Origin of the sequence: Sphingomonas sp. Sph1(2015), from assembly GCF_001970915.1 — a bacterium.
GTDB classification, from domain to species: domain Bacteria; phylum Pseudomonadota; class Alphaproteobacteria; order Sphingomonadales; family Sphingomonadaceae; genus Sphingomonas; species Sphingomonas parapaucimobilis.
Window position 1 is genome coordinate 17,597 of sequence record NZ_MQUI01000032.1, and the last position, 25,104, is coordinate 42,700.

The 25,104-nt window shown below is 66.1% G+C and carries 20 protein-coding genes; 13 read left to right on the forward strand and 7 right to left on the reverse strand.

Translation table 11 applies throughout. The annotated features are described in order from the left end of the window. The first annotated feature begins 87 nt into the window (after positions 1-87). Positions 88-1,737 (forward strand): CTP synthase, encoded by a 1,650-nt coding sequence (locus tag BSZ14_RS13095; protein ID WP_076711255.1) that lies wholly within the window; start codon positions 88-90, stop codon positions 1,735-1,737. A 241-nt stretch (positions 1,738-1,978) separates the two neighbouring features. On the opposite strand, the gene BSZ14_RS13100 is transcribed toward BSZ14_RS13095, so the two are convergent. Beyond that, positions 1,979-2,446: an Hsp20 family protein gene (locus tag BSZ14_RS13100; RefSeq protein WP_076711256.1), complete on the reverse strand. Its 468-nt coding sequence runs from the start codon at positions 2,444-2,446 to the stop codon at positions 1,979-1,981. Between the two features lie 245 nt (positions 2,447-2,691). Between BSZ14_RS13100 and BSZ14_RS13105 the strand changes: the two genes are divergently transcribed. The 5 genes from BSZ14_RS13105 (at position 2,692) to BSZ14_RS13125 (ending at position 8,826) form a co-directional block, all read left to right on the forward strand. Beyond that, on the forward strand, positions 2,692-5,133 hold the full coding sequence (locus tag BSZ14_RS13105; protein ID WP_076711257.1) for a TonB-dependent receptor: 2,442 nt from the start codon (positions 2,692-2,694) through the stop codon (positions 5,131-5,133). Between the two features lie 661 nt (positions 5,134-5,794). Further along, complete coding sequence (locus BSZ14_RS13110; protein ID WP_042482782.1) at positions 5,795-7,045, forward strand: lipoprotein-releasing ABC transporter permease subunit; 1,251 nt, start codon at positions 5,795-5,797, stop codon at positions 7,043-7,045. Further along, positions 7,038-7,757 carry an ABC transporter ATP-binding protein gene (locus tag BSZ14_RS13115; protein ID WP_375244747.1) on the forward strand — a complete coding sequence of 240 codons (720 nt, stop codon included), beginning with the start codon at positions 7,038-7,040 and terminating at the stop codon, positions 7,755-7,757. Before BSZ14_RS13110 ends, BSZ14_RS13115 begins: the two co-directional genes overlap by 8 nt. After that, positions 7,754-8,347, forward strand: coding sequence for a GNAT family N-acetyltransferase (locus tag BSZ14_RS13120; RefSeq protein WP_076711258.1), 594 nt, complete (start codon positions 7,754-7,756; stop codon positions 8,345-8,347). Before BSZ14_RS13115 ends, BSZ14_RS13120 begins: the two co-directional genes overlap by 4 nt. After that, positions 8,344-8,826, forward strand: a complete 483-nt coding sequence (locus BSZ14_RS13125) for a glutathione peroxidase (protein ID WP_076711259.1) — start codon at positions 8,344-8,346, stop codon at positions 8,824-8,826. The genes BSZ14_RS13120 and BSZ14_RS13125 overlap by 4 nt, the downstream gene beginning before the upstream one ends. A gap of 165 nt (positions 8,827-8,991) precedes the next feature. Here BSZ14_RS13125 and BSZ14_RS13130 read toward each other — a convergent pair whose 3' ends face one another. Continuing rightward, positions 8,992-9,558 (reverse strand): HdeD family acid-resistance protein, encoded by a 567-nt coding sequence (locus BSZ14_RS13130; protein ID WP_042482774.1) that lies wholly within the window; start codon positions 9,556-9,558, stop codon positions 8,992-8,994. Between the two features lie 118 nt (positions 9,559-9,676). Between BSZ14_RS13130 and dnaE the strand changes: the two genes are divergently transcribed. Further along, entirely contained in the window at positions 9,677-13,165 is a 3,489-nt protein-coding gene (dnaE, locus tag BSZ14_RS13135; protein WP_076711260.1) for a DNA polymerase III subunit alpha, read from the forward strand. A 236-nt stretch (positions 13,166-13,401) separates the two neighbouring features. Here the strand turns inward: dnaE and BSZ14_RS20210 are convergent, their stop codons facing one another. Continuing rightward, positions 13,402-13,536 carry a hypothetical protein gene (locus BSZ14_RS20210; RefSeq protein ID WP_274533664.1) on the reverse strand — a complete coding sequence of 45 codons (135 nt, stop codon included), beginning with the start codon at positions 13,534-13,536 and terminating at the stop codon, positions 13,402-13,404. A 48-nt stretch (positions 13,537-13,584) separates the two neighbouring features. Beyond that, complete coding sequence (locus BSZ14_RS13140; protein ID WP_076711261.1) at positions 13,585-14,652, reverse strand: PA0069 family radical SAM protein; 1,068 nt, start codon at positions 14,650-14,652, stop codon at positions 13,585-13,587. A 102-nt stretch (positions 14,653-14,754) separates the two neighbouring features. Here BSZ14_RS13140 and BSZ14_RS13145 point away from each other — a divergent pair, with 102 nt between their 5' ends. After that, entirely contained in the window at positions 14,755-15,087 is a 333-nt protein-coding gene (locus tag BSZ14_RS13145; RefSeq protein ID WP_076711262.1) for a VOC family protein, read from the forward strand. On the opposite strand, the gene moaB is transcribed toward BSZ14_RS13145, so the two are convergent. From moaB to BSZ14_RS13160, 3 genes are all read right to left on the reverse strand, one after another. Continuing rightward, on the reverse strand, positions 15,088-15,615 hold the full coding sequence (moaB, locus tag BSZ14_RS13150; RefSeq protein ID WP_042482765.1) for a molybdenum cofactor biosynthesis protein B: 528 nt from the start codon (positions 15,613-15,615) through the stop codon (positions 15,088-15,090). A 234-nt stretch (positions 15,616-15,849) separates the two neighbouring features. Beyond that, complete coding sequence (locus tag BSZ14_RS13155) at positions 15,850-17,715, reverse strand: lytic transglycosylase domain-containing protein (RefSeq protein WP_076711263.1); 1,866 nt, start codon at positions 17,713-17,715, stop codon at positions 15,850-15,852. Further along, positions 17,712-18,467, reverse strand: coding sequence for a uracil-DNA glycosylase (locus BSZ14_RS13160; protein ID WP_076711264.1), 756 nt, complete (start codon positions 18,465-18,467; stop codon positions 17,712-17,714). The genes BSZ14_RS13155 and BSZ14_RS13160 overlap by 4 nt, the downstream gene beginning before the upstream one ends. A gap of 144 nt (positions 18,468-18,611) precedes the next feature. Here BSZ14_RS13160 and BSZ14_RS13165 point away from each other — a divergent pair, with 144 nt between their 5' ends. The 5 genes from BSZ14_RS13165 (at position 18,612) to BSZ14_RS13185 (ending at position 24,797) form a co-directional block, all read left to right on the forward strand. After that, the gene (locus BSZ14_RS13165; protein ID WP_076711265.1) at positions 18,612-20,267 is read left to right on the forward strand and encodes an electron transfer flavoprotein-ubiquinone oxidoreductase; all 1,656 of its coding nucleotides are present in this window, start codon (positions 18,612-18,614) and stop codon (positions 20,265-20,267) included. Between the two features lie 7 nt (positions 20,268-20,274). Next, complete coding sequence (locus BSZ14_RS13170) at positions 20,275-21,849, forward strand: hypothetical protein (protein WP_241823753.1); 1,575 nt, start codon at positions 20,275-20,277, stop codon at positions 21,847-21,849. Between the two features lie 41 nt (positions 21,850-21,890). Then, complete coding sequence (locus tag BSZ14_RS13175; protein WP_076711268.1) at positions 21,891-22,727, forward strand: 4-(cytidine 5'-diphospho)-2-C-methyl-D-erythritol kinase; 837 nt, start codon at positions 21,891-21,893, stop codon at positions 22,725-22,727. Between the two features lie 93 nt (positions 22,728-22,820). Next, positions 22,821-23,894 (forward strand): recombinase RecA, encoded by a 1,074-nt coding sequence (gene recA, locus BSZ14_RS13180; RefSeq protein ID WP_042482753.1) that lies wholly within the window; start codon positions 22,821-22,823, stop codon positions 23,892-23,894. Positions 23,895-23,900: 6 nt separating this feature from the next. Then, positions 23,901-24,797: a class I SAM-dependent methyltransferase gene (locus BSZ14_RS13185; protein ID WP_241823754.1), complete on the forward strand. Its 897-nt coding sequence runs from the start codon at positions 23,901-23,903 to the stop codon at positions 24,795-24,797. Positions 24,798-25,104: the final 307 nt, after the last annotated feature.

A 25,104-nucleotide genomic window follows, 5' to 3' on the forward strand; every position in this document is an offset into this window, starting at 1 on the left:
ATAGGCCAACGCGCCGCCGATATTTTCCGGCGGCGCGCATCTTTGCTGTTGTCGTATCCACCCCATCCAAGCTAGGCGATTCTTCCCATGGCGCGGTATATCTTCATCACCGGCGGCGTGGTTTCGTCGCTCGGCAAAGGCCTCATGGCGGCCTCTCTTGCGGCTCTCTTGCAGGCGCGCGGCTACAGCGTGCGCATCCGCAAGTTCGATCCCTATCTCAACGTCGACCCGGGCACGATGAGCCCGTATCAGCACGGCGAAGTCTATGTGACCGACGACGGGGCCGAGACCGACCTCGATCTGGGTCACTATGAGCGGTTCACCGGCGTATCCTCGCGCCAGTCGGACAATGTGACCTCGGGCCGCATCTACAAGACGATCATCGAGCGCGAGCGGCGCGGCGACTATCTGGGCGCGACCGTCCAGGTCATCCCGCACGTCACCGACGCGATCAAGGCGTTCGCCAAGGCCGACACGCTCGACGAGAACGGCAAGGAGATCGACTTCATCCTGTGCGAGATCGGCGGGACGGTCGGCGACATCGAATCGCTGCCCTTCATCGAGGCGATCCGTCAGCTCAAGAACGAGCTGGGTCGTGGCAAGTCGATCAGCATCCATGTCACGCTGGTGCCGTACATCGCGGCGGCGGGCGAACTGAAGACCAAGCCGACCCAGCATTCGGTGCGCGAGATCGCGGCGCTGGGCGTGGCCCCCGACGTGCTGGTCTGCCGCTGCGAGCATCCGCTGCCCGCCTCGGACCGGGCCAAGATCGGCCTGTTCTGTAACGTACCGCCCTCGGCGGTCATCCCGGCGCTGGACGCCAAGAGCATCTATGCGGTGCCGCTCCAATATCATGCCGAGGGTCTCGATTCGGAAGTGCTGCGCGCGTTCGGCATCGAGCCCGAGGGTGCGCCCGACCTGTCGCGCTGGACCGAGATCGTCGACCGCCTGGTCAACCCGGAAGGTGAAGTGACGATCGGCGTGGTCGGCAAATATGTCGGCCTGCAGGACGCCTATAAGTCGCTCAACGAAGCGCTGGTCCATGGCGGCATCGCCAACAAGGTAAAGGTCCATATCCGCTGGATCGACGCCGAACTGTTCGAAGGCGATGAAAGCGAGATCGCGCAGCAGCTCGAACCCTGCCACGCGATCCTCGTCCCCGGCGCGTTCGGCGAGCGCGGTGCGCAGGGTAAGATCGAGGCGGTCCGCTTCGCCCGCGAACGGCGCGTGCCTTATTTCGGCATCTGTTTCGGGATGCAGATGGCGTGCGTCGAAGGTGCGCGGAACCTGGCGGGTATCGCCGATGCGTCCTCGACCGAGTTCGGCCCGACCTCCGAGCCGATCGTCGGCCTCATCACCGAGTGGATGGGCCGCGACGGGCTGGAGAAGCGCGAAGCGAGCGGCGACATGGGCGGCACGATGCGGCTGGGTGCCTATGACGCCAAGCTGGCGGGCAACAGCGTCGTCGCGTCCATTTATGGCAGCGAGGACATCTCCGAGCGGCACCGTCACCGCTATGAGGTGAACACCACCTATAAGGAAGCGCTGGAAAAGGGCGGCCTGGTGTTCAGCGGCATGTCGCCGGACGGCACGCTGCCCGAAATCGTCGAGCGGCCCGACCATCCCTGGTTCGTCGGCGTGCAGTTCCACCCGGAGCTGAAGTCCAAGCCCTTCGACCCGCACCCGCTCTTCGCCAGCTTCATCGAAGCGGCGGTGAAGCAGAGCCGCTTGGTGTGATGGGAAACCCCGCCTCCAGATAATGGAGGCGGGGTTTTTCTTTTCCCGGAAGGCACAAACCCTCCGTTCAGGCTGAGCGAAGTCGAAGGCCAAGGGAGGGCTTATCCTCTTGGCGGATGTTCGGACATGGGCTTCGACTACGCTCAGCCTGAACGGAGGTAGGGAGAAAACCAAAAGGCGCCCGGACCCGTCGGCCCGGACGCCCCGCGACGTCTTTAGGGAGAATAAGACGTCGAGCTGGTTACGCCGCCTTGGCCTCGTTGACCTGATGTTCCACCGCGGCGAGCGGCTGGCCCGTCTTGATCGCGATCGTCTTGGGCTTCATCGCCTCGGGCACCTCGCGGACGAGGTCGATGACGAGCAGGCCGTCGTTCAGGCGCGCATCCTCGACGAACACGAAGTCCGCCAGCTCGAAGCGCCGCTCGAACGAGCGATTGGCGATGCCGACATGCAGGAAGTTGGGCGCGTTCGCCTTGTCATCCTTCTTGCCGGTGACGAGCAGCATGTTCTGCTGCGCGGTGATCTCGATCTCGTCACGGCTGAAACCGGCCACCGCCAGGGTGATGCGGTAACGGTCGTCGGCCAGACGCTCGAGGTTGAAGGGGGGATAATTTTCCGCCGAATTGGCCCGCGAATTGGCCTCCAGCAGATCGAACAGCCGGTCGAAGCCGATGGTCGAACGGCGATACGGAGTCAGGTCGATACGCATGTCAAAACCTCCATCAGAAGCGAATTGAAACGGGATCGGCCGGTCCACCCCGGCACGGGGCGGTTCGACCCATCCGTGCGGCCCGATAACGGCACCGCACGCGAACCCATATGGTTCATGCAAAAGCGCCTTCAAGGGCCATTGAGGATCGAAAAGCAAAACTTCGGGCGGGCCAAGCCATCGCTGGATTGAACACCTACTAAAACGATGTGTGAATAGGAGATGAAATTAAGAGGGGAGCTTCCATGTCCTTGACCCTGGCCTTCATCCTGGCGGCGCAGACGGCCGTCGCTGCCAATCCGCAAACCGATCCGAATGCCGATCCGCAGACCGCTCAGACCCGCCGCGACGAAGGGCGGTTGGGCACCGCGCAGCAGGGCGGGGGCGATGTCGTCGTCACCGCGCGGCGGCGGGCCGAGACGATCCAGAGCGTCCCCATCGCCATGTCGGTGATCGGCGGCACCGCGCTGGCCGAGACGGGGACCTACAACGTCAATCGGCTGACCCAGATACAGCCGACGCTGCAATTCTACTCGACCAATCCGCGAAATTCGGCCGCCAATATCCGCGGTCTGGGCGCGCCGTTCGGGCTGACCAATGACGGGATCGAGCAGGGCGTCGGCATCTATGTCGATCAGGTTTATTACAGCCGCATCGCCTCGGCGACGTTCGACTTCACCGATACCGAACGGATCGAGGTGCTGCGCGGGCCGCAGGGTACGCTCTATGGCAAGAACACCACGGCGGGGGCGATCAACATCATTACCCGCCCGCCCAGCTTCACGCCCGAGGCACGGGTCGAGCTGAGTGGGGGCAATTACGATTTCTTCCAGGGCAAGGCGTCGGTGTCCGGCCCGCTCGTCGATGACAAGGTCGCGGTGCGGCTGTCGACGTCGATCACCACGCGACGCGGCACCGTCTATAATACCCGCCAGCAGGAATGGCAGAACTCGCAGGACAATCTGTCGCTGCGCAGCCAGTTCCTGTGGCACGCGACGCCGACGCTCGACCTGACGCTGTCGGGTGATTATGCGCGGCAGAACCCCAATTGCTGCGTGCAATATTATGCGCGGGTGGGCGCGACGCAGCGGCCGCTCACCCGGCAATATGCGGCACTGGCGGCAGCGCAGGGCTATAGCGTGCCGTCGACCAATGCCTTCGACCGGCTGACCGATGTCGATACCGATCTGCGCGCGAAGCAGGAGCTGGGCGGCCTGTCGCTGGTGGCGAACTGGGATGTGGGCGAGGCGACGCTGACCAGCGTGTCGGCATGGCGCTTCTGGCATTGGGATCCGTCCAACGACCGCGATTTCATCGGCCTGCCGATCACCACCGTCTCGGCCAACCCGTCGCAGCAGAGCCAGGTGACGCAGGAAGTGCGGATCGCCTCCAATGGCAAGCGGACGCTCGATTATGTCTTGGGCGCCTTTTATTTCTGGCAATCGATCGACACGCAGGGGCTACAGGTCCAGGGACCGGCGGCGAGCGCCTTCCTGCTCAACCCGACCAGCGCGGGCGGGCGCAATCCGGCGACGCTGAACGGCCTGACCTCGCGCAACACGATCGGCTTCACCAACACCTCGGCGGCCTTGTTCGGCAAGCTGACCTGGCATGTCGACGATCGCCTGTCGGTGTCGCCGGGCCTGCGGCTGAACTATGATCGCAAGGACGGCTCCTATGTTTCGGTCGTGACCAACGGGGCGGGCTCAACGACGCTGACCAGCGACCAGCGTGGGGTGCTCGCCCCGCAGAACTACACGCCCTCCTTCACCAACTGGAACCTGTCCGGCGACCTGACCATCGCCTATGAATTCAATCCCAACGTCCATTATTACGCCACCTACGCCCGCAGCTATAAGTCGGGCGGGATCAACCTGTCCGGCCTGCCGCTCGATGCACAGAACAACCCCATCCTGGCGACGCAGACGGTGCGGCCCGAAAAGGTCAATCATTTCGAGCTGGGGCTGAAGACCCAGTTCGCGGATCGCCGCGCGACCGTGAACATCGCGGGCTTCTGGACCGAGATCGGCGATTATCAGGCGACGGTGAACAATCTTCAGGTCAACGTTCTGCGCGGCTATCTCGCCAATGCGGGCCGGGTGCGGACGCGCGGGATCGAGATCGACTCGGCCTTCCGTCCGACGCAGCGTTTCAACGTCTATGCCAATGGGGCGTTCACCGACGCGCGTTATACCCGCTTCACCAACGCGCCATGCCCGCCCGAGCTGTCGGGCGGCACCGCGCTGCCGGTGGTGAACGGCCAGATCGTCGGGACCCCGGCCGCGGCGGGGAAGCCGGGGGCATCGTTGCCCTATTGCGACATCTCGGGCCAGTGGCTGCCGGGCGTGTCGCGCTGGGCCTTTTCCTACGGCGCGGAATATGACCTGCCCGCAACCGTGGCAGGGACCGAGGGGCAATTCTATCTGGGTTATGACGGCAGCTATCGGTCGAAATTCTCATCCAATCCGTCGCGCTCGGCCTATACGGACATCAATGGCTATAGCCTGTCCAACGTTCGGGCCGGGTTCAAGGCGCCGGGCAGCTGGAATGCCTTTGTCTGGGTGCGTAACCTGTTCGACCATGATTATTACGAACTGCTGGCCACCCAATCGGGGTCGACCGGGCTGATCGTGGGTCAGCCAGGCGATCCGCGCACCTATGGGTTCACCATTTCCAAGTCGTTCTAGACAAATCCTCCCCATCTTCGAAGGGGAGGGGGACCATCGCGTTAGCGGTGGTGGAGGGGCGGGTTACGCCAGCCAACGGCATGGCCCCTCCACCACCGGACTGACGCCCGGCGGTCCCCCTCCCCAAGCAAGCTTGGGGAGGATTGGGTAGGCGAATCTCAGGATTCGTCCACATTCGGTTCATCTTGATCTGGTATAGCGAAGATCCCGTGAACGGGCGCCGGGCCGGCATTTGGGGACGGAGTCTGGAAGCTCCCCGTACCTCAGCCGGTTCCGGCGGCTTTGCGGGTGGAATGATGCGCGACGAGACCCGAATGACAAACGCCCGGACCGTTTCCGATCCGGGCGCCTGCGTGACGATCGCTCGTCAGCCCCCTTTTCCCGCTCCCGCATCAACCTCGTTGGGTGAGCGTTGGAGCAATCCCCGAACCACGGCCTTTGGTGCCTGTGTCTCAGTAAGACGGTGGTACGGTACGGCGGGGCGGCTTGTCATCCCTCTTGCGGCATTCGCGCTACGATTGACTCGGATGTGTGGCGTGCGCGCAACAATGGGCGGGGTCGGCCGTTTGGCCTCCCAATCCGGGCGCGGCATTGCCAGCACCCGAAGCCCCCCGTACAGCCCCAGGGCTTTTCAGTTTCTCCACGGATCGATCGGACATCAATGATCCTGTCACGCTATGAACGGATGATCGCCCGGCGCTATCTGCTGCCGGGCAAGGGAGAGGCGTTTATCTTCCTGGTCGCCTCGATCAGCCTGGTCGCGGTCATGCTGGGCGTCGCCGCGCTCGTCATCGTCATGAGCGTGATGAACGGCTTTCGCGCCGAGCTGTTCGACAAGATCGTCGGCTTGAACGGCCATGCCGTGGTGCAGGGGGTGGGCGGACGCCTGCCCGACTGGCGCGACATCGTGCGTGATGCGCGCGCCACGCCCGGTGTCACGAGCGCGGTGCCGATGATCGAACAGCCTTTGATGTCCAGCTATAACGGCCGGGTCGAGGCGGTGCTGGTCCGCGGCATGCGGGTCGCCGATATCCGTGGTAATTCGGCCATCCGCTCCAAGATCATCATGGGCAATCTGAACAGCATCACGCCGGGCAGCGGCCGCATCGCGATCGGCAGCCGCCTGGCCGAGGCGCTGGGTGCGCAGGTCGGCTCGGAAATTTCGCTGATCAGTCCGCAGGGGCAGACGACGCCGTTCGGCACCGTGCCGCGCATCGTCAGCTATACGGTCGGCGCCATCTTCGAGATCGGGGTGTACGACTATGACAAGGCGTATGTCATCATGCCCATCGAGGATGCGCAGACTCTGCTGCTGATGGGCGACACGGTCGGCATGGTCGAGGTGCAGACGGTCGACGCCGACCGGGTGGGCCAGATCCTGGCGCCGCTGGCCGACAAGCTGGGCGGGCGCGCGGTCATCGCCGACTGGCGGACGATGAACGCGCAGCTGTTCGAGGCGCTGGCGGTCGAGCGGGTGGCGATGTTCACCGTGCTGTCGATCATCATCCTGGTCGCGGTGTTCAACATCCTGTCCTCGCTGATCATGCTGGTCCGCGCCAAGACGCGCGACATCGCGATCCTGCGCACGATGGGGGCGACGCGCGGCGGGCTGATGCGCATCTTCATGACGGTGGGCACGATCATCGGCGCGCTGGGCACGGTCGCTGGCCTGGGGCTGGGTGCGGTGTTCCTGTTCTATCGTCAGGCGGTTGTGAATTTCGTCCAGTTCGTGACCGGTCAGAATCTCTGGGACCCCTCGATCCGCTATCTGACCGAGTTGCCGTCCAAGCCCGATCCGGTCGAGATCGTCGTGATCGCGTCGATGGCGCTCGTCTTTTCTTTCCTCGCCACGCTCTACCCCGCCTGGAAGGCGGCGAGCACGGACCCGGTTCAGGTGCTGCGCTATGAATGATCCGATCATCCGCATGGGAACGGTCGCCCAGCCCCATGCCGCCGAGCCCGTGCTGGCTACGCGCGAATTGTCGCGCAGCTTCACCCAGGGCGGCCAGACCATCGAGGTGCTGCGCGGCGTCGACCTGGCCATCGCGCCGGGCGAGATCGTCGCGCTGCTCGGGCCGTCCGGTTCGGGTAAGTCCACGCTGTTGCAGGCGGTGGGTCTGTTGGAGGGCGGTTTCTCCGGCTCGATCCGCATTGCGGGCGAGGAGGTGTCGAAGCTCGACTCGCATGGTCGCACCGTCGCGCGGCGTGACTATCTGGGCTTCGTCTATCAGTTCCACCATCTGCTGCCGGACTTCAACGCGATCGAGAATGTCGTCCTGCCGCAGCTGGTGAAGGGTGCGATGCCCGAGGCCGCCGAAATGCGTGCGAAGGGATTGCTGACCGCGCTCGGCCTTGGCCACCGGCTGACGCACCGGCCGAGCCAGCTGTCCGGCGGCGAGCAGCAGCGGGTGGCGGTCGCCCGCGCGCTCGCCAACCAGCCGCCGCTGGTGCTGGCCGACGAGCCGACGGGCAATCTCGATGAGCATACCTCACAAATCGTGCTCGACGAGTTCCTGCGCCTGGTCCGCGGCGAAGGCTCGGCAGCGCTGGTCGCGACGCATAACGAACGGCTGGCGCTGAAGATGGACCGGGTGGTTCGCCTCCACGAAGGGCGCCTGCAATGAGCGTCTGGACCGAGACGCCGACGCTGACCGGCCGCCACGTCACGCTCCGCCCCTTTGTCGAGGCCGACCTGCCCGCCTTGGTCGAGGTGGCGCGCGAGGGCGATCTCTGGAATATCTTCTTCGCCAATGTGTCGATGATGAAGACGCCCGAGCGGTGGCTGGCGGCGGCGCTGAAAGAGCGCGACGTGGGCCGAGCGCTGCTCTTCACGGTCGAGACGCCGGGCGGCGAGGTCGTCGGCACCACGCGCTATATGCGGATCGCGGCCCAGCATCGTCGGCTGGAGATCGGCGGCACCTTCTACGCCACCCGCGTCCAGCGGACCGGCGTCAATACCGAGGCGAAGCGGATGCTGCTGGCCCATGCCTTCGAGGTCATGGGGTGCCAGGCGATCCAGATTCGCACCGATACGCTGAACACGCGCAGCCAGACGGCGATCGAACGCCTGGGCGCCAGGAAGGACGGCGTGCTGCGCGGGCATCAGGTGATGGCCGATGGGCGCATCCGCGACAGCGTCGTCTATTCGATCATCGACCGCGAATGGCCGGGCGTCCGGGCCAATCTCGACTATCTGCTGGGGAAATACGCATGAGCGGTATCACGGATTTCACCGTCAAGGCGGCGGATGGTCAGGCGCTCGACATGGCGACCTTTGAGGGGCGCGCGCTGCTGATCGTCAACACCGCGTCGAAATGCGGCTTTACCCCGCAATATGAAGGACTGGAGGCGCTCCATCGCCGCTATGAGGGGCAGGGTCTGACGGTGCTGGGCTTTCCCTGCAACCAGTTCGGCGCGCAGGAGCCGGGGGATGCGGCGGAGATCGCGCACTTCTGCTCGCTGACCTATGACGTCAGCTTTCCGGTCATGGCGAAGGTCGACGTCAATGGCGACGATGCCGATCCGCTGTTCCAGTGGCTCAAGGCCCAGGCGCCGGGCGTGCTGGGGACCAAGGCGATCAAGTGGAACTTCACCAAGTTTCTGGTGGACCGGGATGGTCAGGTGGTCGCGCGTTATGCCCCGACGACCAAGCCCGAGGATCTGGTAAAGGATATCGAGGCACGGCTTCGCTAGGGCGGAGCCTGCGCCTCGACTTCGCTCAGCCTGAACGGGGCGAACTATTATTCCCAACCTCCGTTCAGCCTGAGCGAAGTCGAAGGCCAAGGGTAACCGTGCCCTTTTAGCGGATGCCGGGGCATGGGCTTCGACTACGCTCAGCCTGAACGGGGTTTTGCCCCCTCAAATCGAAAACGCGCTCGCCCCCTTCTTATGGTCCAGCGCCGAGGCGATCGCCGTGATCCCGCCGAACAGGAAGCTCAGCCCCAGGATATAACCCGGCAGCGTCATCGCGCTCCATGGCAGCGTCGCCAGCACGAACAGCGCGAGCAGGATGTTCAGCACGCCCAGCGCGATCATCCACCCGCGCCGCCGCCGCATCCGTGCGCCCAGCCCGATTTCCAGTGCCCCGCGCAGGCCAAGCCACACCGTCACCAGCAGCGTGATCGAGATCGCACCCGTCGCAGGCTCCAACGCCATGATCAGCCCGATGATCAGCGACACCAGCCCGAACCCGATCGCATAGCCGCGCCCCTCATGGCCCTTGCCGAAAATGCCGGCGCCGATCGACACCAGTCCCGAGGCGATGAAGAAGGCCCCGATCACCAGCGTTGCCGCCAGTGTCGCAGGGACCGGAAACAGGAAGGCCGCCAGCCCGAGCAGCGCCGACAGGATGCCATAGGCCAGGATCCAGCCCCAACCCGCGCCGGGCTGGAAAGAGGCGGCAAAGGAACGGTCGCTGTCGGTCATCGTCGTTCGCCCTGATCTGGATTGGTTCTTCTGTTGGCATAACGGATCGGCTTGGGCGGTGTTCCGACGGCGGGGTTCCGCACTGGTCGAATCATGCGCGGTCGGATAGGGATGGAGAATGCATTCCGGATATGTGCCGCTTCGCATCTTTTCCTCCTTCACGATGCTCGACGGCGCGATCGATCCCAAGGCGATTGCGGCGCAGGCCAAGGCGAACGCCTTTCCCGCCGCCGGGCTGACCGACCGCAACGGGCTGTATGCCGCCATGGCCTTTTCGGACGCGGCGAAGAAGGCGGGCGTGCAGCCGGTCATCGGCACGATGCTGGGCATCGCGCGTCCCGACATGCCCGACAATGTCGGCGCGGTGGTCGATTGGGTCGCGCTCTATGCGCAGGACATGGCCGGCTATGACAATCTGTGCGCGCTGGTGTCGGCGGCGCATCTGGATCGGCCGATCGAACTGGCCGCGCATGTCGGGTTCGACACGCTGGAGAAGTTCAGCAAGGGCCTGATCGCGCTGACCGCGGGCGGCGAGGGGGGTATCGCGCGCCTGTTCGCCGAAGGGCAGCCGGATCGGGCCAAGGCCTATGCCGACCGATTGCAGGCGATCTTCGGCGATCGGCTCTATGTCGAACTCGCGCGCCGCGACGACCCCATCGAGATGGCGGCGGAGCAGGACCTGATCGACCTGGCCTATGACCGCGACCTGCCGCTGGTCGCGACGAACCCCTGCTGTTTCACCGATAGCGGTTTCCGCGACGCGCATGACGCCATGCTGTGCATCGCCAATTCGACCTATGTCGAAATGGACGATCGCCCGAAAAGCTGTCCCGAGGCGTGGCTCAAGCCCGCCGAGATGATGAAGCAGCTCTTTGCCGACCTGCCCGAAGCGATCGAGAACACGCTGGTCGTCGCGCAACGCTGTGCCGTCATGGCCCCGTGGCGCAAGCCGATCCTGCCCAGCCTTGCGGGCGACCGCGAGGGCGAGGCCGAGATGCTCCGTCGCGACGCCTTTGCGGGCCTGGAGGCGCGGCTCGACCGCATCGCCGAGCTGGAGGGCGAGGGCGAGCCCGGCTGGCGCGAGGCCTATCACGAGCGATTGAAGTTCGAGGTCGATATCATCATCCAGATGGGCTTCCCCGGATACTTCCTGATCGTGGCCGACTTCATCAAATGGGCCAAGGATCACGACATTCCCGTGGGTCCGGGGCGTGGTTCGGGCGCGGGCTCAGTCGTCGCCTGGGCGCTGACCATCACCGATCTCGATCCTCTGAAGCTGGGTTTGCTGTTCGAGCGCTTCCTGAACCCGGAACGCGTGTCGATGCCCGACTTCGACATCGACTTTTGCGAAACCCGGCGTGGCGAGGTCATCCGCTACGTGCAGGAGAAGTACGGTCGCGATCAGGTCGCGCAGATCATCACCTTCGGTAAGCTGAAGGCGCGCGCGGTGCTGAAGGACACCGGCCGCGTGCTCCAGATGAGCTATGGCCAGGTAGACCGTCTCGCCAAGCTGGTGCCCAACCACCCGACCGATCCCTGGGACCTGAAGCGCGCACTGAACGGCGTGCCCGAACTGGCCAAGGAATATGCCAACGACAACCAGGTCCGCCGGTTGCTCGATCTCGCCACCAAGCTGGAGGGCCTGCCGCGCCACTCGTCCACCCACGCCGCCGGTGTGGTGATCGGCGACCGGCCGCTGGCGCAGCTGGTGCCGCTCTACCGCGATCCGCGCTCGGACATGCCGGTGACGCAGTTCGACATGAAGTTCGTCGAGGGCGCGGGGCTGGTCAAGTTCGACTTCCTGGGCCTGAAGACCCTGTCGGTCCTGCAAAAGGCGGTGCAGTTGCTCGCCAAGCGCGGGGTCGTGGTCGATCTCGGCGCGCTGCTCTGGGACGACGAGGCGACCTATGCCCTGCTCCAGAAGGGCGACACGGTCGGCGTGTTCCAGCTGGAATCAGAAGGGATGCGGCGCACGCTGTCCGCCGTGCGGCCGACCAATTTCGGCGACATCATCGCACTCGTGTCGCTGTACCGGCCGGGTCCGATGGACAATATCCCCAGCTTCGGCCGACGCAAGCAGGGGACCGAGGAGATCATCTACCCGCATCCCCTGCTCGAACAGATATTGTCCGAAACCTACGGCATCTTCGTCTATCAGGAACAGGTGATGCAGGCCGCCCAGATCCTGGCGGGCTATTCGCTGGGCGGCGCGGATCTTCTCCGTCGCGCGATGGGCAAGAAGGTGAAGGCGGAGATGGATGCGCAGCGCGCCATCTTCGTCAAGGGATGCCAGGAGGTGAACGGCATCCCGGCGCAAAAGGCCAATGAGCTGTTCGACTTGATCGACAAGTTCGCCGGGTACGGTTTCAACAAGAGCCATGCGGCCGCCTACGCGCTGCTCGCCTATCAGACGGCGTGGCTCAAGGCGCATCATCCGCACGAATTCTACGCCGCGTCGATGTGCTATGACATGGCGTTGACCGACAAGCTGGCGATCTTCGTTGACGACGCGCGGCGCATGGGGGTGACGATGTTGCCGCCCTGCATCAACGCCAGCCAGGCCGAGTTCGATGTCGAGGCGCATGAGGATGGCTTGGCCGTCCGCTATGCACTGGGCGCGCTCAAGTCGGTGGGCGAGGGGGCGATGGAGAAGCTGGTCGTCGAGCGGCAGGCGGGCGGCGCGTTCGCCTCGCTCGATGCGCTGGCCAAGCGGGTCGATCCGCGCCTGATGAACAAGCGCCAGCTGGAGACGCTGGCGTCGGCGGGGGCATTCGACGGCATCGAAGCCAATCGTGCGGGCGTCCATGCGGTCGCTGAAACCGTCCTCGCCATCGCCGCGCGCACCCATGAGGGGCGGACGAGCGGGCAGGGGGGACTGTTCGGCGAAACCGAAGTCGCGGGCGACGCGATCAAGCTGCCGAACGGGACCCGCTGGACCCTGTCGCAGCGGATGGAGCAGGAGAAGGAGGCGTTCGGCTTCTATTTCTCGGCGCACCCGGTCGACCGCCATGCGCATATCGCCAAGATGCACGGTGCGCGGACCTATACCTCGCTGACCGACCTCGTTATCCCCGACGACGGCGCGCGGATCGGCGCGACCATGGCGGCGCTGGTCGAGGATGCGCGCTGGCGGACATCGGCGCGCGGCAAGCGCTACATGATGGCGCAGCTGTCGGACGCGACGGGGCAGTTTCTGGCGACCTGTTTCGACGACTCGGTCGCGGCGGATCTGGAAAAGGCGGCGAAGGAAGGCGACTGTGCGCTCATTACCGTCGAGCTGGACCGCCGACCGGGTGAGGAAGCTCCGCGCGTCAGCGTCAAGCGGGTGCAGCTGTTCGATGGCCTCGCCAGCACCGCCAAATTCGTGGTGGAGGTGACGGTGACCGACAAGGTGGCGTTCAAGGCGCTGCATGCGATGCTCGATCCGCTGCGCAACGGCCGGGGCGAGGTCCGCGCCCGGATCGAGGGGCCGGAGGGCGATACGCTGCTGACGCTGGGGCGGAACTTCCTGCTCGACGCCGAATTGGCCAGCCATATCGAGGATTTGCCTGGCGTGAAGGCGGTGGCGATGAAATCGTCCGAGGCGCGATTGGCGCTGGTGGGGTAGGACGGCACGCCTTCGACGAGTGTTCGGCGAACACGGACACCTCCCATTCCTGCCCTGGAAGGGGAGGTGGCAGGCCGTCAGACCTGACGAAGGGGTGTCCCGCCATCGAGACCGGGGATACCCCTCCACCAGCTACGCTGGTCCCCTTCCCCTTACAGGGAAGGAATATGCAGCTGCCAGCTTGGTTGCTTGCTGGCCGTAAAAAAGGTCCGCGGCTCCGTCATGCTGGTCTTGTATCAGCCACCGACTTCACGCCGATCCTGCCCTGCCTCATCGGCATCACCGTGATTGCCATAGCCGCCGCCGGAGGTGTCCGCCTCATCCTCGTTCGGCATATTGTCCGGGCTGGTCTGTTCGGGGTCGGTCATCATGGCATTTCTCCTTCCATCGCATAACGCCTTGGACAGGCAGGACGATCCTCAGAACAGCTCGCCCTGCGGCCCTTTGGGCGGACGGAACCGGCTGGTGTCGAGCATGGGCCGATCCAGATTGAGCCCGTGCCGCCGACAGGCACGGTGAAAGCGGACGCGCAGCAGGTCCGCCCACGGCCCTTGCCCCTTCATCCGGGTGAAGAAATCGGGATCATTGTCCCGCCCGCCGCGCAAGGACCGGATGATCGCCATCACCTTACCCGCCCGGTCGGGGAAATGCGTGTCCAGCCAGGCGCGGAACAGCGGCGCGACTTCATGCGGCAGGCGGACCGGAATGAAGAAGGCATGCCGCGCGCCCGCTTCGGCGGCGCGGGCGACCAGATGTTCGATCTCGTGATCGGTGATCGCGGGGATGACGGGTGCGATCGAGACATAGGTGGGGATACCCGCCGCCGCCAGTTTCGCAACCGCAGTCAGCCGTCGCTCGGGCGTCGGCGCGCGCGGTTCGACGGTGCGCGCCACCTTGGCATCGAGTGACGTGACCGAGACGCACACGGTCGCCAGCCCCTTGGCCGCCATCGTGGCGAGAATATCGATATCGCGCACCACGCGGTCGGACTTCGTGGTGATCGCCACCGGATGATCCGTTTCCGCCAGCACTTCCAGGATGGACCGCGTGATCCGCCACTCACCCTCGATCGGCTGATATGGGTCGGTATTGGTGCCCAGCGCGATCGGCGCGACGCGGTAGCCCGGCTTGGCCAGCTCGGCGCGAAGCAACGCGGCGGCATCCGGCTTGGCAAACAGCCGGCTCTCGAAATCCAGCCCCGGCGACAGGTCGTGATAGGCGTGGGTCGGCCGGGCAAAGCAATAGATGCAGCCATGCTCGCACCCGGCATAGGCGTTGATCGACTGGCTGAACGGCACGTCGGGTGAGCTGTTTCGGGTCAGGATCGTGCGTGGCGTCAGGACCGTCACGCTGGTCCGCAGCGGCGGCGGCGCGCCGTCGACCAGCGACCGGGCGTCGAGCCAGTCGCCATCCGCCTCCCGCTCCGGCAGGGCGAAGCGTCGGCTCGTCGCGTTGTGGGTGGCCCCTCGAGCTGCGATCTTCGGCATGATCTGATTAGAACATAAAGAGAACACACGTGCAAGCCTATGGGGCTTGCGGCCACGTCACGATTCGACCATCATCGGAACGCATCGAGAACGGAGGGGGGAATGGCGCGGCTGGAATATTTGGAATTGCCGGTCGGTAACCGGGCGGCGGCGAAGCATTTTTATGCGGGGGCGTTTGGCTGGACCTTCACCGATTTCGGGCCGGATTATGCCGCGACGATGAGCGGGGATACCGATGTCGGGCTCGATGCCGCATCGGACAGAGTTAAGGCGCCGCTGCCGGTCATCCGGGTCGATGATCTCGACGCGACGCTGGCGGCGGTCGAGGCGGCAGGCGGGGCGGTCGTCGTGCCGATCTTCGCCTTTCCGGGCGGGCGGCGCTTTCACTTTCGCGATGTCGACGGGCATGAACTCGCGGCGATGCAGGCCGACTGATTATTGCTCCAGCAGGCGGGGCATCAACTCGACGAAGTTGCAGGGACGGTGGCGGCTGTCGAGCTGGTCGCGCAATATGCCGTTCCAGGCGTCCTTGACCGCGCCGGTCGAGCCGGGGAGCGCGAAGATATAGGTGCCGCGCGCCACACAGGCGCAGGCGCGGGACTGGATGGTCGAGGTGCCGATGGTCTGATAGCTCAGCCAGCGGAACAGCTCGCCGAAGCCGGGGATCATCTTGGTGGCGACGCGCTCGACCGCTTCGGGGGTGACATCGCGGCCGGTGACGCCGGTGCCGCCGGTGGTCAGGATACAGTCGATGCTGGCGTCGTCGATCCAGCGATTGAGCTGTGCGACGATCTGGTCGGCATCGTCGCGCAGGATGGTGCGGTCGGCGAGTTCATGACCCGCGTCGGTGAGCAGGCCCGCGAGCGTGTCGCCGGAGCGATCCTCGGCCAGCGAGCGGGTGTCGGAGACGGTCAGGACCGCGATGCGGACGGGGGTGAAGTTGCGGGTCGTGTCGATGGGCATGGCGGGGTGAACGTCCGATCGGTGGTTTCGGGGGCGTTTTGGATGCGGCGGGGCGTGGCCTTCGACTTGGCTCAGGCTGAACGGAGCGGGGACCTATGACTTTTGCGCGCAACTGCTGTGTCGGCGTGCGCTTCGACTTGGCTCAGCGCGCACGGAGGTGGGAGCGAACACCAACCCCCGCTCAGCCTGAGCGAAGTCGAAGGCCAGGGGAATCCCCCCAGCCGCAAACCCGCATCAATTCGCCTGAGGCATCGTCGTATTCGACTGCGGGCTGACCGTCGCATTCAGGGCGAGGGTCGTCTTGGGCGTCACGCTCGCCTGTGCGACGTTCGGGCGTTGCAGGCGGATCGCCGAGGCGCCCGGCAGGCCGGGGAAGCGCGGCCACAGGCCTTGGGCCAGCGCCGCGCGGCTGGGCGACTTCGGCTTGCCGGTCTGGCTCTCATACATCCAGTAATTGCGCAGGACCATGGTGACGTATCCGCGCGTCTCCCAATAAGGGATGCTCTCGATATAGAGTAGGGGATCGCCATTGTCGCGGACCAGGCTGTTCCACTCGCCCACCGGCTTCGGCCCGGCATTATAGGCCGCGATCACCTTGGGTAGCAGGCCGCCGGTCACGCCGGTCATGTCGCGCAGCCGCTCCAGATGGCGCTGGCCGATATCCATGTTGGTCGACGGCTTGGTCAGGGCGCTGCGGTCGATCGATACGCCGCGCTCACGTGCGAAATCGGTCGCGGCGGCGGGCATGATCTGCATCAGGCCATAGGCGCCCGCCGGGCTGACCACCTTGTTGCGGAAACCGCTCTCCTGGAGCGTGTGGGCATAGACCAGCGCCTTGTCGACACGCCAGCCGCTGTCGGGCTTCCAGCTGGGCGTCGGATAGCGCGCCTCCGCCGTGGCGGTGACACCGGCCGGGCAGTTATGTGCCAGCCAGACGGTGGTCGCGGGCAGGTCGAGCGATTCGGCCAGGCGGACGAGGCTGCGGAACTCGGACGGCTGGCCGATCCGTGCCTGCTGGCGGATCACCTGATCGGCGAGGTCGGTTTCGCCGACTTCGACCAGCGCTGCGGCCACCAGGATATTGGGGCGACGATCCAGCGCGGCCCAGTCGGTCGCGACCAGCTGTCCCCTGGGCTCGCGATCACCGCGCATTCCCAGTGCCTGCCGGGCGAGCTGGCCGTAGAAGCTTTCGCGGAACTGCGAGGCGGAGCGCAGGCGGCCCTCGATCTTGTCGGGGCGGCCGCACACCATGTCGGCGCGTGCGGCCCAATACAGCGCAGCGGCGCGCAGATCGACGTCCGTGGCGCGCGCCGCCGTCCCCTCGAAGGCGGTCGCGGCGGCCTGGCAGTCATTCTGCCGCCACGCCGACAGGGCGACGGTCCAGCGGCCCTGGACGGCCCAGTCGCCCGACCCTTCGGCGGCCTGCGCCGCCAGGATACGGGCATTGGTATCGTCGCCGCTGAGGAAATAGATCCACGCGACCTTCTGCTGCCATTCGGTCAGCGCCTCGGGCGACAGGCCTTGCGTCGATTCGAGCAGCGCGCGGGCGGAGGGGCCGTCGTCCGCCTTGACGAAGGGCTGCATCCGGACGGCCAGATCGGCGGCGATCTGATCGCTGCGCACGCTCTTGGCGCGGGTGCGGCGCGGGGCGCCGTCCTGCCAGATCAGCGTATGGGCTTCGGGCAGGGGTGGAAGGTCATGCGCGCCGCGCGAGCGGGCGAGGCGGGCCAGCTGTTCGGCCTGGGGCAGTTCGGGCGCTTCGTTCAGCAGGGCGACCAGCCGCTCGACATCGACCCTGGGGGACCCCTTGGCGGTGTAGAGTTCGGCGCGGGCGATGGCGTGGAGCGGACCGGGCTTGAGCGAGTCCAGTTCCAGTTGCGCGTCGGTCCAGCGGCTGTCCCGGATCGCGGCGAAGACGCGCATATAGCCCGCCTTCTGATCGGCATCGAGCAGCGCGGGGATGGCGGGCGGGGCCTTGAGCGCGGCAGGGCTGCGGACGTCGGCGTTGGAGCCAGGTTCGGCAGCCAGGGCCGCACCACCGATGACCGTCAACAAAGCCCCGATGGTCGCGCCCTTCGCGATCGTCCGGCCCAGTTTCATGCGCGCAAATCCCCCATGACCCTTTGCAAGTCTTTCCAGCTTTCCGCCTTCGCCATCGGCTTCTCGATCAGGAAGCGCGGATGGAAGGTGGCGACAGCCGTGCTTTTTCCGCTTTTATGGTCAATGGCATGGGAATGTCCGCGTGCGTCGGTCAATTCGGTCCCGAGCACGGCACGGCTCGCCGCATTGCCGAGCAGAAGCAGCCCGCGGGGGGCGATGAGCGCGACATGGTGCAGCGCAATCTCGGCCAGCCGCGTCTCCAGTCCGGCGGGCGTACGGCCCGCGATCGGCCGCCGCGCGCATACCGAGGCGATATGCACCGTCTCGCGCGACAGGCCCATGGCGGCGAGCATCCGGTCGAACAGCCGCCCCGGCGCACCCGACAGGATCTGGCCCGCATCGCCGTCATCGCGGTCCGGGCAGTCGACCAGCACCATCAGCGCGGCGTCGGCCGGGCCGGTCGCGGTCAGCGAAATGCCGTCCCACGACGCCTCCGGCGCGGCATCGGACAGCCGCCAGGCCAGGAACGCTTCCAGTGTGTCGGGCAGGGACGCGACCGAAGTGGCAACGGGGGCGGCGGCTGGGGGCTGGCCCGGCATGACGCGGGGTGCCCGCACAGGCTCCGGCGCGCTCCAGTCGCGGGGTTCGTCCTCGACCAGCAGGTCGACGCCCGCATCGTGCCACCAGTCGAGTATGCTGGCCGCGAGGGCACCGTCGAGCGGTGCGGTGTCGAACGTTGGAAGAGCCCCCATATGGGGTAAGCCCATGCTGCAAGGTTGACGTGCGCGTCAATCTGTCGGATCGACGGTCGGGACAAGATGTTTCCCGTCCGCGCCCGGACGAACCCGCACGAAGCGGGCCGGTATGGCAGGGCGCGGACCAGATGCGAGGATGCCATGAGCGAACGCGAATCGATGCCCTATGACGTGGTGATCGTCGGCGCGGGTCCGGCGGGCCTGTCGGCGGCGATCCGCCTGAAACAGCTGGCGGCCGAACAGGGCGGAGAACTCGCCGTTTGCGTCCTCGAAAAGGGATCGGAGGTCGGCGCGCATATCCTGTCGGGCGCGGTGATCGACCCGATCGCGCTCGACGAACTGCTGCCCGACTGGCGCGAGGATGGCTGTCCGCTGGCCGAGGTGCCGGTGACAGAGAACCTCCACTGGATCCTGAGCGCGGGCAAGCATCGCAACCTGCCGCACGCGCTGACCCCGCCCTTCATGCACAACAAGGGCACCTATACCGGGAGTCTCGGCAATCTGTGCCGCTGGCTGGCGGGCAAGGCCGAGGAACTGGGCGTCGAGATCTTCCCCGGTTTCGCCGCCGCCGAAATCCTGTTCCACGACGATGGCCGGGTGAAGGGCGTCGCGACCGGCGACATGGGTATCGCGCGCGACGGAACACGCAAGTCCGACTATCAGCCGGGGTTGGAGCTGCATGCCAAATACACCTTCTTCGCCGAGGGCGTTCGCGGGCATCTGTCCAAGGAGATCATCCGTCAGTTCGATCTGGCCCGTGACAGCCAGCCGCAGGTCTATGGTCTCGGTATCAAGGAGCTGTGGGACATCGACCCCGCCAAGCATGTGCCGGGCCGGGTGATCCATACGCAAGGCTGGCCGCTGGGCCATGACGCCAATGGCGGCGGCTTCATCTATCACCAGGCGGGCGGGCAGGTGGCGCTCGGCTTCGTGACATGGCTGAACTATACCAACCCCTATATCTCCCCGTTCCAGGAGATGCAGAAGTGGAAGACCCATCCGGTCATCGCCGAACTGCTGAAGGGCGGCAAGCGCGTCTCCTACGGCGCGCGGGCGATCAATGACGGCGGGCTTCAGGCGATCCCCAAACTGACCTTCCCCGGCGGCGTGCTGGTCGGCTGTTCGGCGGGCTTCCTCAACGTGCCGCGGATCAAGGGCACGCACGGCGCGATGAAGTCGGCGATGCTGGCCGCCGAAGCCGCGTTCGCCGCCGTGCAGGCGGGGCGCGAAGGCGACGAGCTGACCGATTACCCGGAGGCGTTCCGCGCGTCCTGGCTCTACAAGGAACTGTCGACCGTCCGCAACGTCGTGCCGCTGGTCAAGAAATATGGCGACACGCTGGGTTCCGGGCTGGCGGGCGCGACCATGTGGGCCGAGCATTTGGGCCTGAAGATGCCCTTCACCATGAAGCACAAGCCCGATCACGAAAGCCTGTGGCGCAAGGATCAGGTGAAGAAGCCCGACTATCCCAAGCCCGACGGCGTGCTGACCTTCGACCGCCTGTCCTCGGTATTCCTGTCGAACACCAATCACGAGGAGGACCAGCCGGTCCACCTGACGCTGAAGAACGCGGATGTGCCGATCGAACACAACCTGCCCTTGTTCGACGAACCCGCGCAACGCTACTGTCCGGCCGGTGTTTACGAGGTGGTGGGCGTCGAAGAGGGCGATCCGAAATTCGTGATCAACGCCCAGAACTGCGTCCACTGCAAGACGTGCGACATCAAGGATCCGACCCAGAACATCAACTGGGTCGTGCCGGAAGGTGGCGGAGGACCCAATTATCCCAATATGTAAGCGTTCGTTGCTGCGTGCCCTGACCGGGGTGTTGCTGGTCGGGGCCTGCTGGTCCGTGCCTGCGCTGGCGGCGGTGGAGGTGCCCCGCTCGCCGCTATCGGCCTATCTGGCGGCGCGGGTGGCCGCGTCGGAAGGGCGCGCGACGGCCGCAAGCGGCGACTACGCGATCGCGCTGGCGGGCTGGCCGGACGATCCGGCGGTCGCGGTGCGTGCCTATCGCGAGGCGATGACCAGCGGCGACATGCCGTTGGCCCTGAAATCCGCGCGGGTGATGGAGGCCGAGAATGTCGCGCCGCTCGACGTGGCGCTGCTCGACCTGGCGATCGCGGCGCGTAAAGGTGACCGGGCGGACTATGACGCGGCGCTGAAGCGGATCGATGGCGGCGCATTGCGCATCCTCTCGCCGACCTTGCGTGCCTGGGCGGCGTGGGACCGCAAGCAACCGGTCGAGCCCGGCCTCGACAGTGCGGGCAAGGAGCCGGTGGCCAAGCGGCTGGCCGACGAGCATCGCATCCTTCTCGCGCTGGCGAGCAAGCGGATCGACCCGGCCTCGGTCCGCGTCCTGCTGGAGACGATGCGCGCCGCGCCCGACACCCGGATCGCGGCGGCCGAGATCATGGCGGGACGTGGCGACGAAGCCGATGCCCGCGCGCTGCTCAGCGATCCCCTCGTCCTGGCCGATCGCAAGGCGCTGGGCGCCAAACCGGACCTCGGGTTCGGCGTGTCGCGACTGCTGGTGCGGATCGGCGCCGAGCTGGCGAGCGAGGGGCCGCGCCCGCTGGTCATCGCATTGACCCGCACCGCCCTGGTCGCCGACCCCGACAATGACCGCGCCCGGCTGATCATGGCCGAGGCCCTGTCGAAGGACGAGGCCTGGGATGCCGCCATCGCCGCGATCAGGGATGTGCGCCCGGGTGGCGCCTTTGCACACCGCGCCGCGATCGTCCGCATCGGCCTGCTCGCCGAGGCGGGGCGGCAGGGCGAGGCACTGATGCTGGCACAGGGGCTGGCGACCGCGAAGGAGTCCAGCCTCGACGATTGGCAGGTCTATGCCGACCAGTTGATCGCCGCCAGGCGCCCGGCCGACGCGGCGCCCTGGTATGAACGCGTAACCCGCGCCGACCCTGCACTGCCCTGGGCGGCGTGGCTGCAATATGGCGGGGCGCTCGACCAGGCCGGGCGCAAGGACGAGGCGGACGTGGCGCTGGCCAAGGCGGTCGAACTCGGACCGGACCAGCCGTTGGCGCTCAACTATCTCGGCTATGCCCGGATCGAGCGGGGCAAGGACGTGCCCGGCTCGCTTGCGCTGCTTGAAAAGGCGAGCAAGCTGGCTCCCGACGATGCGTCGATCACCGATTCGCTCGGCTGGGCCTATTTCAAGGCGGGACAGACCAAGCGCGGTCTGCCGTTGGTTGAGCGCGCTGCCATGGCCGAACCCGCCAATAGCGAGATCAACGACCATCTCGGCGACATCTATTGGGCGCTGGGGCGGCGTTACGAGGCACGTTATGCCTGGCGCGCGGCGGCCCTGACGGCGGATGCTGCAGAGCAGGCCAGGCTGGCCGCAAAGATCGCGGGCTGACCGGCCTTGCCGAGCGGGGCTATGCGACGCATGGGATGGACATGACCGCGATCGTCGAAACCGCCCCGGCCAAGATCAACCTGGCGCTCCATGTGCGTCGTCGTCGTGACGATGGTTATCATGATCTGGAGACGCTGTTCGCCTTTTGCCGTGACGGCGATGTCGTCACGGTCGAGCGGGCGGACAGCCCCAGCCTGACGCTGACCGGGCCGTTCGCGGCCGTGCTGGCGGGCGAGTCGCAGGACGACAATCTCGTCATGCGCGCGGCGCGCGGTTTCGGTGCGCAGTTCGGCGTGGGCGATGCCCATGCGATCACCCTCGACAAGCATTTGCCCGTTGCCTCCGGCATTGGCGGTGGTTCGGCGGATGCGGCGGCAACCTTGCGCGCGCTGGCGCGGCTGCACGGCGTCGCGACCGATGATCCCGCGCTGTTCGCGCTGGCGGCGGAACTGGGCGCGGATGTGCCTGCCTGCCTGCTCGGGAAGACCGCGCGCGGCGAAGGGAAGGGCGATGCCCTCCAACCCTTGGAGCCGCTGGGCGAGCGGCCGGTGCTGCTGGTCAATCCGGGCGTCGGCGTGTCGACGGCGGCGGTCTTCGGGCGCTGGGACGGTGTGGACCGGGGCGCGCTGGGGCAGGGGGCGGTGATGGCGGTCGCGGCGGCGGGGCGCAACGACCTGGAGCCGCCCGCACGCGCCATCGCGCCGCAGATCGACTCGGTGCTCGCCCTGCTGGCGAGCGCGCCGGGCGTCGAGCTGGCGCGCATGTCGGGATCGGGGGCGACCTGCTTTGCCATTTTCGGCGACACCGGCGCGCGCGACGCGGCGGCGGAGGCCGCGCGTACACAGGGCTGGTGGACGCTGCCGACTTTTTTGCGATAGGCTTTGTTCGCATCTTGTTCTCCTGGAACAAAACACATACATTGCAGATGCGTTGAATGGACCACCAGCTTGGTCTAGCGAGGGAAGCATCTGATGGCCGCCAATCTGAAAGTGATCGAAACAGGCATGGCAACCGCAAACGCAGACCGGCAAAAGGCGCTGGACGCCGCACTCGCCCAGATCGACCGGGCATTCGGCAAGGGCTCGGCGATGAAGCTGGGCCAGAAGGAAGCGATGCAGGTCGAGGCTATCTCGACCGGCTCGCTCGGCCTCGACATCGCGCTCGGTGTCGGCGGGCTGCCACGCGGCCGCGTGATCGAGGTCTATGGTCCGGAATCCTCGGGCAAGACCACGCTGGCGCTGCACGTCATCGCCGAGGCACAGAAGATGGGCGGCACCGCCGCCTTCGTCGACGCCGAACACGCGCTCGATCCCGTCTATGCCAAGAAACTGGGCGTCAACATCGACGAATTGATCGTGTCGCAGCCGGATACCGGCGAGCAGGCGCTGGAAATCACCGACACCCTCGTTCGCTCAAATGCGATCGATGTGCTGGTGGTCGACTCGGTCGCCGCGCTGGTGCCGCGTGCGGAAATCGAAGGCGAGATGGGCGACAGCCATGTCGGCCTTCAGGCCCGCCTGATGTCGCAGTCGCTTCGCAAGCTGACCGGCTCCATCAGCCGTTCGCGCTGCATGGTGATCTTTATCAACCAGCTGCGCATGAAGATCGGTGTGATGTACGGCAACCCGGAGACGACGACGGGCGGCAATGCGCTGAAATTCTATGCCTCGGTCCGGCTCGACATCCGCCGCACCGGCGCGATCAAGGATCGCGAGGAAGTGACCGGCAACGCGACTCGCGTGAAGGTCGTGAAGAACAAGGTCGCTCCGCCGTTCAAGCAGGTCGAATTCGACATCATGTATGGCGAAGGCATCTCGAAGATCGGCGAGATCCTCGATCTGGGCGTCAAGGCGGGGCTGGTCGAGAAGTCGGGCAGCTGGTTCTCCTATGACTCGGTCCGCATCGGGCAGGGGCGTGAGAATGCCAAGAATTACCTGCGCGACAATCCCGACATGGCCGACCGGCTGGAACGGGCGATCCGCCAGCGGACCGAAAAGGTCGCCGAGGAAATGATGACCGGCCCCGATGCCGAGGATGATATCTAAAAATATATGGCCCGCCAGCAATGGCGGGCCTTTTTGCTGGCAAATACCGGGGGCGGGATCGTGACGGGCGGGATGGATTGGCGGGGGCGGGTCGGTGAGGTCTGGGCCGCGGAATGGCGCCGGACCGACCGCAGCCTGGCGGACCTGTCCCGTCATCTCGACGCGGCGATCGCATCGGTCGCGCCCGAACGGGGCCATGCCCTCGATATCGGTTGCGGGGCGGGGGTGACCAGTCTGGCGCTCCGGGCGACGCGGCCGGGATTGCGCGTGACGGGTGTCGACCTGTCGGCGGAATTGGTGGCGGTGGCACAGGCGCGGGTGGACAGGGCGTCTGGCGACGGCCTGCGTTTCCAGTGCGGCGATGCGCTGGCCGTGGCGGCTGCCGAAGGGCCGTTCGATCTGTTATGCTCGCGTCATGGCGTGATGTTCTTTCCCGATCCCGTCGAGGCGCTGGCCAGCTTGCGGCAAGCCGCGTGCGACGGAGCGCATCTGGTCTTTTCCTGCTTTGCGGAACGGGCCGCCAACAGTTTCGCGACGCTGGCGGATGCGGTGACCGGTATCGCTCCTCCGCAGGACGACGCTTACCTGCCCGGTCCCTTCGCCTTTGCCGACATGGACCAGGTCGGGGTGTGGCTGATGGAAAGCGGATGGCGGCCTGACGGGGCCGTCCGCGTGCCGTTCGACTATGTGGTGGGCGAAGGCGACGATCCGGTCGAGGACGCGCTGTCCTTCCTGTCGCAAATCGGTCCCGCGGCGCGGGCATTGGCACAGGCCGCCCCCGATGAACGGCGGCGGATGGAGGCGGCCTTGCGAGAAGCGCTGTCGCAGTATCGCTCCCATGACCGGATTGCCTTGCCAGCCACGGCGTGGATCTGGCGGGCCGTTGCGCAGGGGGATGGCTGATCCGGAGTGGATCGACAGCCAATCCTACCGCTTTTCCCCTCGCCCCTCATAGACGGGAGAGGGTTGTGCCGACTTCGTCTTGGCGGAAGTGACGGCCTGCTCAATCCCTCACCCAAGCTGCGCTACTCAGCACGCTGGCAAGCTCCGCAAGAGCATGATGGCATGGGATCGAACCAAGCCTAGCCCCTCCCCTTCAGGGGAGGGGTTGGGGTGGGGCATCGCCATGGGCGTTTCGCTTGCGGAAGCGCCCCACCCCCGGCCCCTCCCCTGAAGGGGAGGGGTGAGCAGAGTTGATCGTTTTCGACTC